The sequence below is a fragment of the Enterococcus raffinosus genome (assembly GCF_018917525.1).
GTDB lineage: Bacteria > Bacillota > Bacilli > Lactobacillales > Enterococcaceae > Enterococcus_A > Enterococcus_A raffinosus_A.
This window is the reverse complement of record NZ_JAHLOS010000001.1, coordinates 104,758-122,648: the sequence shown is the minus strand read 5'-3', so window position 1 is coordinate 122,648 and position 17,891 is coordinate 104,758. Positions and strand designations below refer to the sequence as shown.

Genomic DNA, 17,891 nt, shown 5'->3' with positions numbered 1-17,891 from the left:
TTATACCTCCTCCTTAAACGAATTGGTACGTCGGAATTGCCAAATAGCGATGGTAATGACAAAAATCGATAACAGAATGGTTAATGCTGCAGCTAGTGCATATTGACTGTTTTGCATAGTTAGCTTATAGATCCAAGAAACTAAAATATCAGTACCACCTGCTGTTGAATCAGGAATGGCCGGTCCACCCGCATTAAACAAGTAAATGATATTAAAGTTATTAAAATTAAAGGTATATTGCGTGATGATGATAGGCGCCATCGCGTACAGTACAAGTGGCAAAGTAATATTTTTGAATTTTTGAAAAGCCGAAGCGCCATCAATCGTTGCGGCTTCATACAAGTCATCTGGAATTGATTGTAGGTTTCCCGTTGTCACGATAAAAATATATGGAAAGCCCAGCCACCCTTGAATAAGCAGCAATGCTAAACGTGTCCAGTTTGCATCATTTAGCCATGGGATTGGTGAAATTCGGAAAAAATCCAGAATTACATTATTAACCGCTCCAAAGCTATCATTAAATAAACCTGCAAAAATAAGTATAGTAACAAAACCCGGAACTGCCCAAGGCAGAATTAAAATCGTGCGGAAAAATCGTTTGAATTTTAGTTCTTTTTGATGAACCACAATCGCTAAAAAGACTCCGATTGACACCTGCAAGGTTGAAGCGATCAAGGTCCAGACGGCCGTCCAACCAAGAACCCCAAAGAAGGTGTCACGCCAAATATCAACTGTAAATATTTTTTTAAACGTTTCTAACCCTACCCAGTCTGCCAAGTTTGCAGGTGCTGAGTGATACAAATCGTAATTTGTAAAAGCTAAAGTAAGACTAAACAAGATTGGAAAGATGACTGAGAAAACTAATAAAATAAAAGCTGGACTGCTGATTAGATACGGATACCCTTCTGCTAATAGTGCGTGGTAGGATTCTCTAATCCCATTCGGCTTATGACCCATACTGATTTTTTCACCATTTTTGTATGCATCACGCAGATTTAAGTAATAAAAAAGAAGACCAAAAGCAATCACAATTAATGCAACTAAGCCTTCTGCTAAAAGAAAAATAGAGTTGTCTCGCGGAACTTCTGTACCTAATGTCAGCAGTCCCCAGATTCCCATATTAAATAAGTCTTTAAAAACGAATAAATACATGATGAAGAAAAAGAGAAAAAGCGCACCTTTGGCATACTGTTTGTTGAAAAATTGACCCATGCCCGGCAGCAGTGAAAGTAGCGCCGCCTTTTTTCCTCGAGTGGTTGAAAGTGATGTCCCTTCCATATGCTTGTCGTCCTTTCGTATGTGTATCCAGATCTAGTGACAAAGGAATGGACAGCAATGATCAGAGTATTGCTGTCATTCCTAAAGGGGCTATTGATTTGCGGCAATACTAGATTCAATCTGATCAACTGCTTGATCTAAAGCCTTCTTGACCTCTACCTTGCCTGTCGCAATTGTTTGTAGTGCTGCATCAATCGGCTTCCACACAGAATCCATTTCCGTGATGCCTGGTGTCAATTCTGCATATTTAGATTGTTCAGCAATTGCCATCGCGCCTTCACTTTCCTTAACCGATGGATCCTCCGCTAAAGTTGCAACAGCAGGAACTTCTTGTGTTTTTTCATAACGAACCTTTGAATTCTCTTCATTCGTAATAAAGGCAACAAACTCTTCTGCTAATTCAGCATTCTTGCTATAACTCGAAACGTTATAACTCTTCACACCAATAAAAGAACCCATATGCTTGCCATTGTTTAGCAACGGTAATTCCTTTACACCATAATCAATGTTTGCTTCTTTAAATGGTGTTAAGTTCCATGGTCCTGAGATGACAGCAGCGGCTTTCCCTTCAGTGAATAAAGAATCTAAGACTGTAGTTCCCTGTTCTCCGATGATCCCAGTTGGCAAGACTTTATTGTCATAGAACTTCTTGATTTGCTCCGCTCCTTCAATCGCACCCTTGTTGGCCAAGCCGATATCTTTAGGGTTAAAGGAACCATCTTCATTCTTTCCGAATATGTAGCCCCCGTAACCATTCATTATTCCTTGCGCATAATAAATTTGGTCAAATGTAGCAATAAGACCGTATTTATCTTTTTCGTTGTCGGTGATTTTCTTCGAATAGTCATACCATTCATCCAATGTTTCTGGCAGCTGATCTTCAGTGATTAGGTCTTTGTTATAGAATAAAACCTGGGTCTCAATCGCTTTTGGAAGTCCGTAGACTTTCCCCTTAACGATTTGTGACTCCATCGCTGCTTCTGTGAACGTGGATTTCACTGCATCGTCTACCTTCAACTCCTGTAATAAGCCTTCCGTTGTAGCAGTACCAATCTGATCGCCAGGAATTGTGATAACATCAGCGCCAGTACCCGCAGGACCATCTAAACGCAAGTCCTCTAATTGTTTAGCGTATGCTTTTTCAACGACCTTTATTTTTACATCGCGCTCTTTTTCAAAGGCCGCAATCGCATCCTCGATCCCTGCAGTTTTTTGCTGATCCTCCCAAACTAGCAAGTCATAATCGCCGCTACTCTTTCCGCTTGCTTTACCTTTGTTGTCGTTAGTTTCACCTGGGCCACAAGCAGTTAACGACAATAATGCGATCCCTAAACCAACCAAAAATTTTGTTGTTCTTTTCATCACAGTCTCTCCTATTCTTTGTCCTACTAAAATCATTATACAAAAAAGAAAACGTCTTCATTTGTACTAAAAAAAATAATTGCTTATAGCTGAACGGCATTGTGTTTAATAACCTTTTTAATAAATAAAAAAATATGTTATACTAAGCCTAATCATTGAGCTCCTGCAGAAACCTTGTCATAACTGATTTAACAAGTTCATTATATGTTTATTTAGACAATTATGATATTGTCTAATGTGTAAAATGTACTAACATTTTCTGCAAAGGAGGAAAAAGCATGTTAACAATTACTGGCGGCGGTGTTCAATCACATCACTCATCTATTTATGTACTGCGCAATAGTGGATTTCCAGATTATACGTTGCTTATTACCAACACCCCTGCTCATTTCAGTATTGCAGGGGTGCATCATGATGTTCCTGCACATTCTGTAGGGATTATTGACAAGAATACTCCGTATACCTATTTCAATCCTGAAGGTGATTATTCTGATGATTGGCTCTATTTTAATACGGTAGATGATCATTGGAGCAATCGTTTACGCCCACTGCTCAATCAATTTTTTCAGATACCTAAAGGAATACTGATTCAAAATTATGTCCATGATTTGATCTGGGAACGTAATATCACCGACCATCCGTTGGGGTCTGAAAATGCTTCTTTATTGCTCTTAGTATTGTTAAATAATTTTTTTGCGATTACCAAAGAAAAGCAGGACACAAAGATTGATAATCCATACTTTTATGCCTTTCAGAAAATTCGAATGGATATCCAAAACAGACCGGAAATGCATTATTCACCGGAAGCATTAGCAGAAGAGATGGCTATCAGCCTATCGCATTTCCAGCATTTGTATAAAACTTTTTTCCAACAATCACTGAAGGCAGACGTGATTCATAATAGAGTAGCAAAGGCACAACGTTTAATTGCAACCAGTGACTTGACGATTACAGAGATTGCGGAGATTTGTGGTTACAGCAGTGATGTCCATTTTTATCGCCAGTTCAAGCGAGTAACTGGTACTTCCCCAAGGGAGTATCAACGAGGTGTCCATGAAGATTCCACCACCTCATTAGAGGCAAAAAAAAATAGTTCTTTTGAATGAACAAAAAATAGTTCGATTAGCAAGATTATGACAGATTTTGGCTGCGGACTATTTCGGGTGTTTTCATTCTGAAATTTTTGTAAACTCTACAATCAAGAATCTTTTTTCTAAAAAATAGTCAGCCAAACGGACGTTAAACGTCTGTTTGGCTGACTATTTCAATGTCTCCTCTACTGCTATGGAAGTTTAATGACTTCTTCTGATTCCTTATCAAAGAAATGACCCTTTGAGATATTGAAGGCCAGTTCCATGATTTCTCCTGGACGATGGAAATCACGAGCATCGACCTTAGAAACAAACTCCGTATCGCCAACTTTTGTATAAAGCATCGATTCTGCTCCTAATAATTCAGAGACAACAACTTCTGCTCGAACCGTTGCTTCTGGTGAAGCGGATAATGCGACCTGTTCACTGTGGATATCTTCTGGACGAATTCCAAAGATGACTTCCTTTCCATTGTAGCCTTTTTCTACTAATACTTTGTTTTTTCCTTCTGGAATCCGCAGCTTCAAGCCGTGATTATCTGATATGACCCCGTCATTTAACGTCACCTTGAAGAAGTTCATTGCAGGCGAACCGATAAATCCAGCAACAAACACGTTGACAGGTGTATCGTACACTTGTTGGGGCGTGCCGATTTGTTGAATGAATCCATCCTTCATAATAACGATTCGATCGGCCATTGTCATGGCTTCTGTTTGATCATGAGTCACATAAATAGTGGTCGTGTCTAATCGTTGATGCAGTTTCGCAATCTCCGCACGCATGGCTACCCTCAGCTTCGCATCCAAATTAGATAAAGGTTCATCCATCAAGAATACTTTCGCATCCCGAACAATCGCGCGACCTAAAGCTACCCGTTGTCGTTGTCCGCCAGAAAGTGCGGCTGGTTTACGATCCAAGTATTCGGTCAGCCCAAGAATTTCAGCTGCCGAATCCACCCGTTGTTTGATATTTGCTTTATCGTATTTGCGTAGTTTTAACCCGAAGGCCATGTTATCAAAAACGGTCATATGTGGATACAACGCATAGTTCTGGAAGACCATCGCGATATCCCGATCTTTAGGAGCCACATCATTCATCACAGTATCCCCAATGATCAACTCTCCTTCAGAGATATCCTCCAGACCGGCAATCATTCGCAGTGTAGTAGATTTCCCACAACCTGATGGTCCAACAAAAACAATAAATTCACGATCGGCGATATCAAGATTAAAATCGGTGACTGAGTAATTATCAGCGTTGTCGTACTTTTTATATACCTGCTGCAGCGCCATTTTTACCATTCTAATTCCTCTTTTCGTTCTTTCTATGATTGTGTTCTTATTCCTTCCAGCGCGCGGCCGGGCATTGTTTATTGGCAAGATGGGCGCGAAATTCATAAAAGCAACCGCATTTGGTACAGGTATGCAAGGATCGAAAGGGGCATTGTTCACAGGTCTGTATCCGCTGCTGAAAGAGCGACTCGGGGGCGAGGTGCTGCTCTAACGCTAGTTGCTCATCGATCAACGCTTGAATATTTATATTTTGTGCTTCTTCTTTGATTTCACACCCAATACAAGCCATGTGCTACACCTCGAATTGTAGGGTAATTACGCTCATCGCTGGTGCGGTTACCTTTAAGGTATTACCTTCCAAAGTGAAATTGTTAAACTCCTTAATCACAATATTTTCTGGATGATCAAAGTCGTTATAAGCATTCATTTTGTCTCCCAGAATATAGCGGGCACTCTTGGCGTTTTTCACACCTTCAAACTCAAAAGTTACATCCTCAGAACCCGTAACTGCATAATTACATAAGGACAGACTTACGAGATTGTCCTTTTTCGAAATAGTATGTGTCATGGTCGTTGGCAAATCATCACCATAGCTGTCGATCCGTTCGGCATCCTGATGCACCTTGTACAAATCGAATACATGATAGCTTGGGGTTTTCACCATTTTATCGCCTTCTGTTAAAATCATCGCCTGCAGTACGTTGACTGTTTGCGCAATATTTGCCATGTGAACCCGCTCTGCATGCTTGTGGAAAATATTTAAGGTAATCGCGGCCACCATTGCATCGCGAATGGTATTTTGCTGATACAAGAAGCCAGGATTGGTGCCAGGCTCCACATTAAACCAAGTCCCCCACTCATCGACGATAATACCGACACGTTTTTCTGGATCATACTGGTCCATAATTGCACTGTGGCGGGTGATCAGTTCATCCATATGATCGGCTTTTTCACAGGTAACGAACCATTCTGCTTCATCGAAGTCTAACGCACTGCCCTTTTTCTCCCAGCCTTGAGGATGAACATAGTAGTGCAGGCTTAGACCGTCCATCATCCAATGGGCGTTTTCCATTAATACTTCCGTCCAATGATAATCATCAACATTGGCACCGCCAGCGATCTTATATATTTTGTCCTCCCCATATTGGCGGACATAGGTCTGATAGCGACGGTAAAGGTCGGCATAGTATTCTGGCCGCATATTGCCGCCGCAGCCCCAATTTTCGTTGCCGACTCCGAAGAATGCCATCTTCCATGGTTCTGCTTGACCGTTTTCACGCCGCCAGTCAGCCATCGGAGAGGTACCGCCCATTGTTATATATTCCACCCATTCGGACATTTCCTGAACGGTACCACTACCAACGTTGCCGTTGACATAGGCTTCACATTCCAGTTGGCGTACCAACTCGAAAAATTCATGGGTCCCAAAATGATTCGTTTCCGTTACACCGCCCCAGTGAGTGTTGACGATGGTTTTGCGATCTTCTAGCGCACCGATTCCATCTTTCCAATGGTACTCATCGGCAAAACATCCGCCTGGCCAACGCAGCACAGGTATCTTAATATTCTTCAAGGCCTCTACCACATCGGTCCGCATCCCATTTACGTTGGGAATGTCAGAATCAGTTCCAACATAAAGTCCTTCGTAGATGCAACGACCTAAGTGTTCCGCGAAATGACCATAAATGTACTTGCTGATTTTTGGGCCTTTTTTATTGGTTAAGATTTTCATTTGATTTGTCCTTTCTAGGTTTCCTGCTTTCTTCTCACTGAAAGTAGGAGCATTCTCTCTTTATTCGTTCAGTGGCGCTTTACTGTCTGTTCTACATTTTTGGTATTCCAAACACAGGAAAGCCCTGTTCATCCCACGTAAATGCTTGTACATGGGCATGACGATTAGGATTATCTAAAGGATCACCTGCCTGATTTTTTTCCGGTCGGGCATGATAGATAATCAAATCTTGGCTGCCATCCTCTGAAACCGTAAAGGAATTGTGACCCGGTCCAAACAGTTGATTTTCTTCGGATGTTTGAAAGACAGGAACCGGACTTTTATTCCAGCTGTAGCCATCCAGCAAATCACTTGTCTCATCTGCCCACAGTAATCCCATGCAGTAATTTTCGTCTGTGGCGCTTGCCGAATACGTAATAAAAATTTTGCCATTGCGTTGAATGACCGCTGGGCCTTCATTGACCTTAAAGCCAATTTTTTCCCACTCAAACTCAGGTATCGATAGCAATAACTCTTTACCTGTCAATGTCCACGGATTTTCCATCTTTGACAAATATAAATTAGAATTTCCTGGAATGGCGGGGTCTAATTGCGCCCACACATAATAAAGATCCTCCTGATAAGTGAAAACTGTCCCATCTAAACTAAAGCTTTCCTGCTGGGTCTTGATTTGTCCTTTTTCGATCCATTCTCCTTCAAAAGGATTCGGGCTGCTGTTTTCAATGACGAACATGCGATGATGATGATTTTTATCACGAATTTCATCATTGTCGCTAGCTGCAAAATAGATGTACCATTTGCCTCTGATAAAATGAATTTCAGGTGCCCAAATTAAATGGCTCAACGGGCCTGTCTCATGAGCATGCCAGACATTGTGCCGTTCGGCGTTGGCTAAGTCATTTAAGCTTTTTCCTCGCCGCACCTCAATTTCCTGATAACCTGGAACTGAGCCAGTAAAATAGTAATAGCCATCTGTGTGCTTATACACCCAAGGATCGGCTCGCTGCAATACAATTGGATTTTTATAGTGTCCCTCCATTTTCATCTCTACCCCTACCTTATTTCTTCATTCGAAGCATGTTCCATGAATAGCCCGGAATCTTCGCTTCAATTTTTCCTTCATTCAATGTGACGCAATCTGTTAATGTTTGCGGCTGGATCTGCTTTTGATTGTCACGAGTGTTTTTATCCAGTAAATCATGCCCGCCAATAAAACGATGTTCAATCAATGAAAGCGACTGGTCAAAGTCATGATCGACTTCCACAAGCTGCTCTTCTTTCGTACGATTGACCAAAAATAAAACCAATTCTTCCTCGTTATTGACTAAGCAGCTATCGACGAACTCCACCTGCTTCATTTTGTCCACATCATATGTTGGCCCAGAAAACTGGGTGTGCAGGACTTCTCCTTTGGCATAATTTGAGAGCTGCTCCATCACAAAGTAAGTTGGATTCACCCAACAGTCGCCTCCAGCATCCGTCAAAATCAATGGAATCGTGTTAACCAATAACGATTGACACGCAATCTTCACACGATCCGCATGACGTAAAATGGCTAATCCCAATGACCCAAACAAAAGGGTATCCTCCATCGTAAACTGGCACCAATCAATCGGGCTGCCGACTTCAAAGGGTTGATTCTCCTTTTCTGGCTGCGCATGGACGTTCCACTCATCGAAGGCTAGATACATCGTCTTCTCACTGCGCTTCAAGGCCTTGACATAATCGCAGGTGGCAATAATCTCTTCGATCTGACGGTCAAATCGCTTAGATTTTGCTAAATAGGTCGGCGTATCGTCACGCTCCGTTTTCGGCGGACGCGTCAAATCGTCTTCATCGTATTTATCAATATAATTGTGCAAAGCAAGATAATCGACATTCTCATAGGCCGCTTCTAGAACTAAGCGATCCCATTCCGGATAGCTGGACAAACGCGGCGTAGAGCTGCCAACTAGGACTGTTTCAATCGATTCGTCCACCCATTTCATCGCTTTTGCTGCTTCGTTGGCGATTCGGCCATACTCTTCAGGCAGCTTCGTTCCAATCTGCCAAGGACCATCCAATTCATTCCCTAAGCACCAAAGCTTAATCCCAAAAGGCTCCTTGGCACCGTTTTGCTGACGCAGATCACTCCAATAGGTCCCTTCTGGGAAATTGCAATATTCAACAATATCCCGTGCCTCGTCAATTCCCTTCGTCCCTAGATTAATCGTGAAGATCGGCTCCGCACCCGTTTGCTCTACCCATTTCATAAACTCATGGATACCAAACGTGTTTGGTTCAATCGCTCGCCAAGCAATATCGATTTTTCGAGGGCGTTGTTCTACTGGTCCAATCGTATCCTTCCAATCATAGCCGGAGGTAAAATTTCCTCCCGGATAACGAATAACCCCTAGATTTAGTTCTTTGATTAATTTCATCACATCTTGACGAAACCCATTTTCATCCGCAGACGGATGTCCAGGTTCGTAAATTCCGGTATAAATGACACTGCCCATATGTTCCACGAAGGAACCAAATAAGCGTGGACTAATCTCGCCAACCGTAAATTGTTTTCGTGCTGTAAGTGTTGTTTTCATGATATAAACCTCGTCGTTAAAATTTTTGTGCCAAGCCTAGCTGAATCAGCTTCCAATAGCCGCCCGCAAAAAGAAAGATAAACGGTGGAAAAACAAAGACCAAGCCAATAAACAAAAGTGTGATACTGACAACCAAAAGGTTAGATAGAAAATAAGTAACCACACTAAAGACCGCTGATCGTAAAACCGCTTGCCACGATTGCCGATCCCCTGTCATTTGCCAAATAATGCGAAATAGCAAACTTAGACTTACAATCAAAGACAGCAGATAAATCACCGCTAACCATTGGTTCGATAGTCCCCCCTGCATCTGTCGTGCATTTGAATCACTGACAAAATACAGGCTGAGATACAGCAGACTGACCAAAAGTGATAATGGCAGTTGTCGTTTGAAGCCGATCCAATAATTTCGCAAAATTTCTCCTGATCCTTGTCCCCGCCACTGACGCGTGGTATACACGATCCCATTGCAGGAAGCCACAAAGGTCACTAATGGTAAGCAGCCAACTACCCACAAAATCCCGATTAGAATGTAGTCTGTAATAAGCATTAAAAAAGCGTAAACTCTTGTTTCTACTAGCTTCATCTGTTTTACCTTCTATTCTTTCATTCCTGACATTGCGGTACTTTGAACAAAATATTTTTGTGCAAACATGTAAATAAGTAAAAGCGGCAGCATCGAAATCACAGTCCCTGCCATTACAGGTCCGTAGAAGGAAATGTTTTGTCCAGTAAACAAAGCAAGTCCGGCTGGTAATGTGCGCATTTTTGAACTGGTGGTCATAATCAATGGATATAACAAGTCGTTCCAGCTATTCATCAAGGTAAAAATCCCTAGTGACAGCATGGTCGGCTTACTTAACGGCAGCATAATTTTCAAGAAGATATTAAACTCGTTCAACCCGTCAATTCGTGCCGCTTCTTCTAAATCCTTCGGCAAGGTGATAAAGAAGGAACGCATCATAAAAATCCCAAAAGCGGTGGTCATTCGAGGGATGATCAAACCAGGATAGCTGTCGATAATCCCTAAGAAGTTGACTTCCATATAAAGTGGAATCATAAATACTTGGAACGGAATCATCATGGTGATCATGACGAAATAGAAGAAGGCTGATTTTCCTTTAAAGTTCATTCGCGCAAAAGCATAGCCTGCTAATGAATCAAAAAATACCGAGGTAATGACCACGCCGCCTGCGAAGATGACTGTATTTTTGATGTAATCCATCAGCGGGATGGTCGTCCAAACCTTGGTATAGTTTTCCAAGGTATACCGATCCGCGAAAATCTTTGGCGGAAAGGAAATAATGTCCTTTTCATACTTAAATGAAGAAATCAAAAGCCACAAGAAAGGAAAAGCAACTAATAAAATCACTACACAAAGGATTATTCTTCCCACAATTTGTTTTGCCTTTTGCTTCTTTTTTGACACTGGTTTTATCGCTGTAGAAGCTTCCATGTCTTTTCTCCTCCTATCTCATTTGTTTTTCTTTACGGGTCATATACAAGTTGATGGACACCGCTAATACAGCAATAATCACAAAAAGAACACTTGATAGCGCTGAGGCATACCCTAATTCATAAGGCGCGGTGAAGCCTCGGGAATAGATGTACTGAACAGCGGTCTCCGTCTTAAATTGCGGACCCCCGGCGGTGGCGACATAGACTTGGTCAAAGACTTGCATGGAGCCGATGAAGTTTGTCAAAATACAAAAGCCTAATGATGGCACAATTTGCGGTAAGGTAATGTTGAAAAACTGTTGATTCTTGGTGGCGCCATCCATTTCTGCTGACTCGTATAAAGAAGGCGAAATCCCTTGTATCGCGGTTAAAAGAATCGTCATGGTCACCCCAAAGTTTTTCCAAACCGTCATGAAAGCAACCGTCGGCATCGCTAACGTCGGATCGCGGAAGAACTGCGGTGTCTCCATGCCCAGTTGTGTGAACAAGTAAGGAATCGCACCAATGTTCGGATCTAAAAGCATGGAAAAAATAATAGCAATCGATGTTAACGAACAAATAACCGGAATGTAGAAGGTCGAACGGCAAAAACGATTAAACAATGTATTCCTCGAAAGAACTACCGCGAAGATTAATCCGACAATAATCTGGGCAGGTGTTTCCAGCAAAGTGAAATACAGTGAGTGGATAAACGAATTGACTGCCCGTGGATCTTGAAAGACACGAATAAAGTTATCCAAGCCGACAAAATCTTTACTCGTAAAGAAAATGTTCATGTTCGTCAAGCTTAGAACAAAGGTCCCAATTAATGGGATAACAGTAAACAATAAAAGAATTAAAAAGGATGGTAGCAAGAAAAGATATGCTGCGTGATTCGGTTTGTTCCAATACGCCAGCAGTCCACGTTTCCCTTGGTTCATTATTTCTCCTCCTAAAGTGATTCGTATGCTCTTTTCATCATCGTACAAAGAAAAGAGTCATTGAAATTCAACATCGACAAGCCTATAGCTGTCGATGTTGAACTCGGAATTGCCTAAAATTTACTCAGCAAGCAAGTCGTTGATTTTCTTGTCTGCTTCATTCATTAATTTTTCAGCATCTTCTCCTGCTAACAAACGTTCAATCAGCGGGTTAATAATGTCATTGTTAATGGTTGGCAATTTTTCAAACCCAGGTAAGAATGGTTCTGCAAACTCCATTTGTTTAGACAGTTCTGAAACGATTGGGTCTTCTTTCACTTCTTTGTCTTCATTCACAGAGTTCAGGTAAGCTGGGAAGCCGTTTTCCATGCTCCATTTCTTGCCAATCTCGGTTGAATTCCAGTATTTCAAGAATTCGTAAATCGCTTCTTTTTTCTTCGGATCGGTACTTGCAGGAATCGCGTAGCCCACACCATCTAGAATGGCTTGTTTCTTGCCATTTTCGCTGCCTTGAGGAATCGTTGTCACGCTATAATTGATTTCGTTGGCCTTCAAGCCATTGTTCAACCAAGGACCGTTCAACTCAATCGCTAACTGGTTGGCATTCATCACGTTGTCCATCTCAGCACCTGAGATAGATTCCGGACCCGCTTTGTCATCGTGAATCATCTTTTGAATCGCTTTCAATGTTTTCAAGTTTTCTGATGAGGCAAATTCAGACTTGGTGTAGTCGTCATTGACCAATTTCCCGCCATTTGCCAGCATCCAATTGTATAATGGCCAAGTGCCGTCCTTATTGAAAATAAAGCCATGAACATTTTTAGACGAATCCGCTAATTTCGGTGCCATTTCTGCTAATTGTTCCCATGTGCGAGGCGGTTGATTTTCATCTAATCCTGCTGCCTTGAACAAATCCTTGTTCCAGTACATGTACATTCCTTGTACCTGCATTGGAATGAAGTATTGCTTATCCTCTACTTTTCCTAAATCAACCGCTGTATCAACAAAGTCGCTCTTATCAACGCCATCGTAATCCCAAAAATCTTCCAAATCTTGAACGGCACCATTTTTCACATATTGAGCAAAATCCCCATAATTCAAAGCAACGAAGTCAGGAGCCTTTTTCGCAGAAATCGCAGGGGGCAGTTTTTCATTTAAGTTCGCCCATGTCATAACATCCATTTCAATCGTGATGTTCTTGTCATTTTCCTTATTAAAGGTATCCACGACTCCCTTTAGAATCTCTCCATCTGAGGCTGTGAAGCCGTTCCAAAATGTTAAGGTTGTCTTACCATCACTGTCGCCGCCGTCACTGTCGGCCTTTCCCTTATTTCCACAACCAGCGAGCAAAGAAGTAGTCAAAGCAACCGCCGCTGCACCAATTAAAAATTTCTTCAGTTTCATTTCTGATTCTCCCTTTTCATTTATTTTTACACTGAACGGCTAGTAGCATTCAGCGTCAAAGCCAAAAAATAGAACATAGTTAAGAAAGCGCTTTTAACCTCTACGCAAATAATACATTTTTAAGAAATCGCTGTCAACAATATTTTTATTAATATATATTATTTCGAAAGCTTGTTCGTTAACGTTTATATTAATGAATAAGCTATATTAATTCACTATTTTACATACGTTAACAAATATGTTAATATACAAGCAGAGGAATTTTACAAGAAAGGAAGTCTCTTAATGCAAATAGATGTCTCTCATGAGTCTTTGCCAATTTTTGAAGCGCTCGCAAGTAAAGTGCGTATCGACATCATCAAATTGCTTTCAAAGGACAAGCTGAGTGTAAAGGAAATTGCGGATAAGCTGCACTTAAGCAGCGCCATTGTGACCATGCATATTAAAAAGTTAGAAGAAGCTAACATCATTCGAACAGAACGCGTAGCCCAGCGAAAGATTTCTAGCCTTCGTGTTGATGAAATTGACGTTCATTTTCCAAAGAAGATTTTCAATGCCTTCGATACACGAGAAACGTGCATCCCGGTTGGACACTACACCAATTATTCCATCAAGCCTACCTGTGGGCTCGCAACGCTGCAGGAATTTATTGGTAACGTGGATGAACCTAGATACTTCATGGATACTCGTCGAATGGATGCGCGGATTCTTTGGTTTACAGAAGGCTTTGTTGAATATCAGACACCAAATTATCTAAATGAAGATGAAAAAGCGGAAATGATCGAGATCTCTATGGAAATCTCTTCTGAATTCCCTTTTCACAATAACAACTGGCCCTCTGATATTACCTTCTACTTGAATGATGTTGAGCTTGGTACTTGGACAAGCCCTGGGGATTTTGCGGATATTCGCGGAAAGCTGACCCCTGAGTGGTACCCAGATAATTTAAATCAGTACGGTCTGTTAAAAACGATTCGGATCAGCAATCATCTAACGAACATGGATGGCGAACCCTTATCAAATATCACCATCTCGGACATTCCAACCCATAGCGAAGTCTGGACCCTGCGCATCGAAGTCAAAGAAGAGGCCAAAAACGCTGGCGGTTGTACATTATTTGGCAAAGGCTTTGGAAATTACGATCAGGATATAAAGATTAAGACATATTATAGTTAGAAAAACGCTGAAGACATTAAAGAAAATGTCTTCAGCGTTTTTTATCAGAAAGACTTTAAAACGTAATAAATGCTCGTCTTATTTTATGAGTACAAGAAAATGGAACTTATTTTTTCAATAAGCATTCCTTTCCTCTCAATTTCTCAGGTCTTATTTTACAGGTTTGTCGGCAACATCTGGAATGGCATCTCCCATCCTGCGCACGTTATGATGATTTTACAGAGAACAACAGCGATGTTTGGAAAGTATCAGCTGAAAACGTTCTCTAGTGAATAAATTTTTTGGGGGAATCAAGAATTGGAAAAGAAATTTTTAGGATCATTGCTGTTATCTGTTGCCTTATTAGGGATTGGATTAACAGCGAACTCGAAGGAAGTATCCGCCCACGGATATGTTGAATCACCTATTAGCCGAGGATACCAAGGAGCCATCGAAAAAAATACGTTAGGCTGGCAAGCTGCATGGGATAAGTACGGTACAGTCATTACAAATCCACAATCTCTTGAAGCACCAAAAGGGTATCCAGAAGCTGGACCTGCCGATGGTCGAATCGCTTCTGCAAATGGAGGGTTGGGGCAAATTGGGGACTATGTTCTTGATGATCAGAGTACAGACCGTTGGGTAAAACAAGATATCGAACAAGGTCCTTTGAGCCTAACTTGGAAATATACAGCACCACATGCTACGTCAAAATGGCACTATTATATGACTAAACCTGGTTGGAACCCAAACGACAAGTTGGAACGATCAGATTTTGAAAAGATTGAGACCGTCACTCATGATGGCAGCTCAGCTGCAAATAAGCCTACTCATGTTATCAATATTCCTAAAAATCGCGTAGGTTATCACGTCATTTTAGCTGTTTGGGATGTTGCCGATACTAGCAACGCTTTTTATAACGTCATTGATGTGAACGTAAAGCCATCATCGGGTATTCCAGAAAAACCTCAGTCTCCAGCGGGATTGAAAGCGGACAATATTACCGCAACCACGTCAAAAATTTCATGGAATACTCAATCGAATGTTGTGGAATATATTGTCTATCGGAACGGTGAAAGAATCGCCACAACTGAAGCGGCTGAGTTCTCAGATAAGGATTTAACACCTGAAACTTCTTACCAATATCAAGTGGAAGCTGTCAGTGTAAATGGTCTAATTTCTGATAAGAGTGATGAATTAAATGTAGTGACTCTTGCTGAAGATGCTCAAGAAAAACCAACAACACCAACCAATGTTCACTCAATGGGAGAAACAGACTCTACTATTTCCTTAATGTGGAATCCGTCAACTCATTCTCAAGGGATCAAAGAATATAAAATTTTCCGTGATGGAAAAGACGTGGGATCAACCGCTAAGACTTCTTTTAAAGATAGTGAATTGAACGCAGATACTGAATATACTTATGAAATCGTTGCTGTCAGCAATTCTGACGAAGTATCAGAAAAAAGCAATACTTTCAAAGTCTCTACAGAAAAAGCAGAGACTGGCGGAGAACTTGAAGGCAAAAAATGGGAACTTGGAAGCATGACAACTCCTAAGCTTTACGTTACCGGCGAAATCGTTAACCACAAAGGTATCGTATACAAAGTCCTTCAAACTCACTTTAACTATGGCGATAGCACCTGGGCACCAGATGCAGCAGATTCATTGTTTCAAGTAAAATAATTTAATTTATTGCTTATCTTACCTCTCGACAAAGAACTCATCCTAGCTGGTGAGTTTTTTGTTTTTTCAAAATTGTAAATAAAAAATCAAAGATTCGTAAAAGTGTTATCTTTGATTTTTTTTATTCATTAGTTGGTTAAATGTCTCTATTAGACGGCCGAATTCATCAACGGATGGATGGGAAGAAATATTAATGACTGGAACTTCAGGAACCGTTAACTCAGAATAGTTCGTAAGTATAAGGTCAAATTGTGATAAGGCTTTAGGGTCTTCTGTATACTGATCCTCAACGAACTCAATATCAAGCTGTCCTTTCATATGATAATGAATGGTCCGTTGTAAAAAAATCTTATGACTCGTATCATAACTGCATAACAAAGCTGCTTTTAACGAAAAGACATTCTTTTTCAAAATATCATAGAGATTATCCATTTGGATCACTAGTGAAAAGCAGAGACATGCGATTGAATCATCAGTGAAGGGATTTTCTGGCAAGGATTGATCCAGTTGTCCCCTGATTAACTGTTTAATTTTGAATACAGCATATGGATTAAGATTTTCAATGTTCCGTAAAAAGACATTTTTTTCCTTTTGTAACACACATGGACTGTCTAAGGAGCAGATAAGGATACTTTTAATGGTTTGGTGAAGGCGATCATTCTTCGCTAGTGTCGAGATAGAAAAAGCCTTCAGGATTTCAGTGATAATATTCCCAACAATTTCATCTGTGAGAATACACGGATTAGAGTAATTTGGCGCATATTTTTTTAGTTGTTCTTCTCCAAACTGTGTTTTTGCTAAATGTTCCTTTAGCAGACAAATAATCTTATGGAGTTGTTGCTGATCGAATGTTGTCTGAAAAGAGTCGTTAATTCTTCTGATCAGTTCGACGGGAACCTTATGACCTGTATGTTCTTTCGGGATAGACGGATATTCTTTGTAACCTCTCATTAAGTACAGATACATGTAGATTTTACAAAATAGTTTGGCGTTGTGAAAATCACAAGAGGTATTCTCTCTTCCTGTTCGGATATATGGGATAAGTGCATTAACCGCAGCCCGCTGTTCTTTGCAGCTGTAAAACACGGCGCTCCCATACATCTCCAAATAGATATTGCTAATTAAATCATTGGCGTTGTTAAGATCACCGATGATTATTTTCTTTGTCAAATCTAGTTTGAATCCAAGCGGAGCAAGATCGATATTTAGCGCACGGATATTTCTCTTTAACGTCGTATTCGAAATAAACAACTGATCAGCAAGTTCATCGGAATTCTTCCATTTTCCTAGAATGAAACGTTCTAAAATCTTAAAGCGCGTAGACTCCTTCATTATTCGCCTAAACAAATAGGACCAACCATAATTTGATGGTCGATCTAATTTTATCCCAAGATTTGAATTTCTCGTAATCTCACATGGAGCTATCAATTGATTGATGTCTGAAATATCTTTCCTTACTGTACGCTCTGATAGAGCTAAGCGACTAACAATTTCACTGACGGTAATACTTTCAGTATGCATCAATTCTTCGAGAATCGCACAGTAACGATGTAAAGTATGTTCTAAAATCATGTTCCTTTTCCTCCACATTTTTGCAGGTCTACCTGCAAAAACTGTCCTTTCTTTCAACTTACGTTCACAAGATAATATTGTTCTAGATGTTTGATCTGAAAGGATATTTTAAGGAATATAAATTAATAACTTTTTTCATCCTGGATATTGAGAGAATCCATTGAAGACACAACGATAATTTATCATTTCTTTTTGTAAAAATCAAATTTGTTTTTAGTGTAATATCGAAAACAAATGTTCTTTTAAAGATCAAACATCTGTTTTTTTATCGGGGATTGTGATGAATGATGAGTGAAAGAAGCTCTTAAAATTTGAATGCATTCTTGCTAAGTTGAGCTGTCCTCGAGAGAACTCGTACAGCG

At 40.6% G+C, this 17,891-nt stretch carries 15 protein-coding genes; 3 read left to right on the top strand and 12 right to left on the bottom strand.

Features of this window, described 5'->3' with window-relative positions; all coding sequences use genetic code 11:
* On the bottom strand, positions 1-1,278 hold the full coding sequence (locus KQI58_RS00640; RefSeq protein WP_216405558.1) for a carbohydrate ABC transporter permease: 1,278 nt from the start codon (positions 1,276-1,278) through the stop codon (positions 1-3).
* A gap of 90 nt (positions 1,279-1,368) precedes the next feature.
* Positions 1,369-2,640, bottom strand: coding sequence for a sugar ABC transporter substrate-binding protein (locus KQI58_RS00635; protein ID WP_216405556.1), 1,272 nt, complete (start codon positions 2,638-2,640; stop codon positions 1,369-1,371).
* A gap of 278 nt (positions 2,641-2,918) precedes the next feature.
* Between KQI58_RS00635 and KQI58_RS00630 the strand changes: the two genes are divergently transcribed.
* Positions 2,919-3,746, top strand: a complete 828-nt coding sequence (locus KQI58_RS00630) for a helix-turn-helix domain-containing protein (protein WP_216405554.1) — start codon at positions 2,919-2,921, stop codon at positions 3,744-3,746.
* A 176-nt stretch (positions 3,747-3,922) separates the two neighbouring features.
* Here KQI58_RS00630 and KQI58_RS00625 read toward each other — a convergent pair whose 3' ends face one another.
* The 9 genes from KQI58_RS00625 to KQI58_RS00590 all read right to left on the bottom strand — a co-directional run bounded on the left by KQI58_RS00625 (position 3,923) and on the right by KQI58_RS00590 (position 13,116).
* Positions 3,923-5,032, bottom strand: coding sequence for an ABC transporter ATP-binding protein (locus KQI58_RS00625; RefSeq protein ID WP_216405552.1), 1,110 nt, complete (start codon positions 5,030-5,032; stop codon positions 3,923-3,925).
* Between the two features lie 37 nt (positions 5,033-5,069).
* A complete protein-coding gene (locus KQI58_RS22515; protein ID WP_253295706.1) occupies positions 5,070-5,312 on the bottom strand; it encodes a DUF6171 family protein in 243 nt (80 codons plus the stop codon).
* Between the two features lie 3 nt (positions 5,313-5,315).
* Positions 5,316-6,755 (bottom strand): alpha-N-arabinofuranosidase, encoded by a 1,440-nt coding sequence (locus tag KQI58_RS00620; protein WP_216405550.1) that lies wholly within the window; start codon positions 6,753-6,755, stop codon positions 5,316-5,318.
* Between the two features lie 91 nt (positions 6,756-6,846).
* Positions 6,847-7,794, bottom strand: a complete 948-nt coding sequence (locus KQI58_RS00615) for a glycoside hydrolase family 43 protein (protein ID WP_216405923.1) — start codon at positions 7,792-7,794, stop codon at positions 6,847-6,849.
* Positions 7,795-7,813: 19 nt separating this feature from the next.
* Positions 7,814-9,334, bottom strand: coding sequence for an alpha-N-arabinofuranosidase (locus KQI58_RS00610; RefSeq protein ID WP_216405549.1), 1,521 nt, complete (start codon positions 9,332-9,334; stop codon positions 7,814-7,816).
* Positions 9,335-9,350: 16 nt separating this feature from the next.
* A complete protein-coding gene (locus KQI58_RS00605) occupies positions 9,351-9,920 on the bottom strand; it encodes a DUF624 domain-containing protein (protein WP_216405547.1) in 570 nt (189 codons plus the stop codon).
* 12 nt (positions 9,921-9,932) lie between these two features.
* Positions 9,933-10,790 carry a carbohydrate ABC transporter permease gene (locus KQI58_RS00600; protein WP_216405545.1) on the bottom strand — a complete coding sequence of 286 codons (858 nt, stop codon included), beginning with the start codon at positions 10,788-10,790 and terminating at the stop codon, positions 9,933-9,935.
* Between the two features lie 13 nt (positions 10,791-10,803).
* Positions 10,804-11,712, bottom strand: coding sequence for a carbohydrate ABC transporter permease (locus KQI58_RS00595; RefSeq protein ID WP_216405543.1), 909 nt, complete (start codon positions 11,710-11,712; stop codon positions 10,804-10,806).
* Between the two features lie 120 nt (positions 11,713-11,832).
* Entirely contained in the window at positions 11,833-13,116 is a 1,284-nt protein-coding gene (locus tag KQI58_RS00590) for an ABC transporter substrate-binding protein (protein WP_216405540.1), read from the bottom strand.
* 285 nt (positions 13,117-13,401) lie between these two features.
* Between KQI58_RS00590 and KQI58_RS00585 the strand changes: the two genes are divergently transcribed.
* On the top strand, positions 13,402-14,292 hold the full coding sequence (locus tag KQI58_RS00585) for an ArsR/SmtB family transcription factor (RefSeq protein ID WP_216405538.1): 891 nt from the start codon (positions 13,402-13,404) through the stop codon (positions 14,290-14,292).
* A 297-nt stretch (positions 14,293-14,589) separates the two neighbouring features.
* On the top strand, positions 14,590-15,957 hold the full coding sequence (locus KQI58_RS00580) for a lytic polysaccharide monooxygenase (RefSeq protein ID WP_216405536.1): 1,368 nt from the start codon (positions 14,590-14,592) through the stop codon (positions 15,955-15,957).
* Between the two features lie 105 nt (positions 15,958-16,062).
* Here KQI58_RS00580 and KQI58_RS00575 read toward each other — a convergent pair whose 3' ends face one another.
* Positions 16,063-17,529: a helix-turn-helix domain-containing protein gene (locus tag KQI58_RS00575; RefSeq protein WP_216405534.1), complete on the bottom strand. Its 1,467-nt coding sequence runs from the start codon at positions 17,527-17,529 to the stop codon at positions 16,063-16,065.
* Positions 17,530-17,891: the final 362 nt, after the last annotated feature.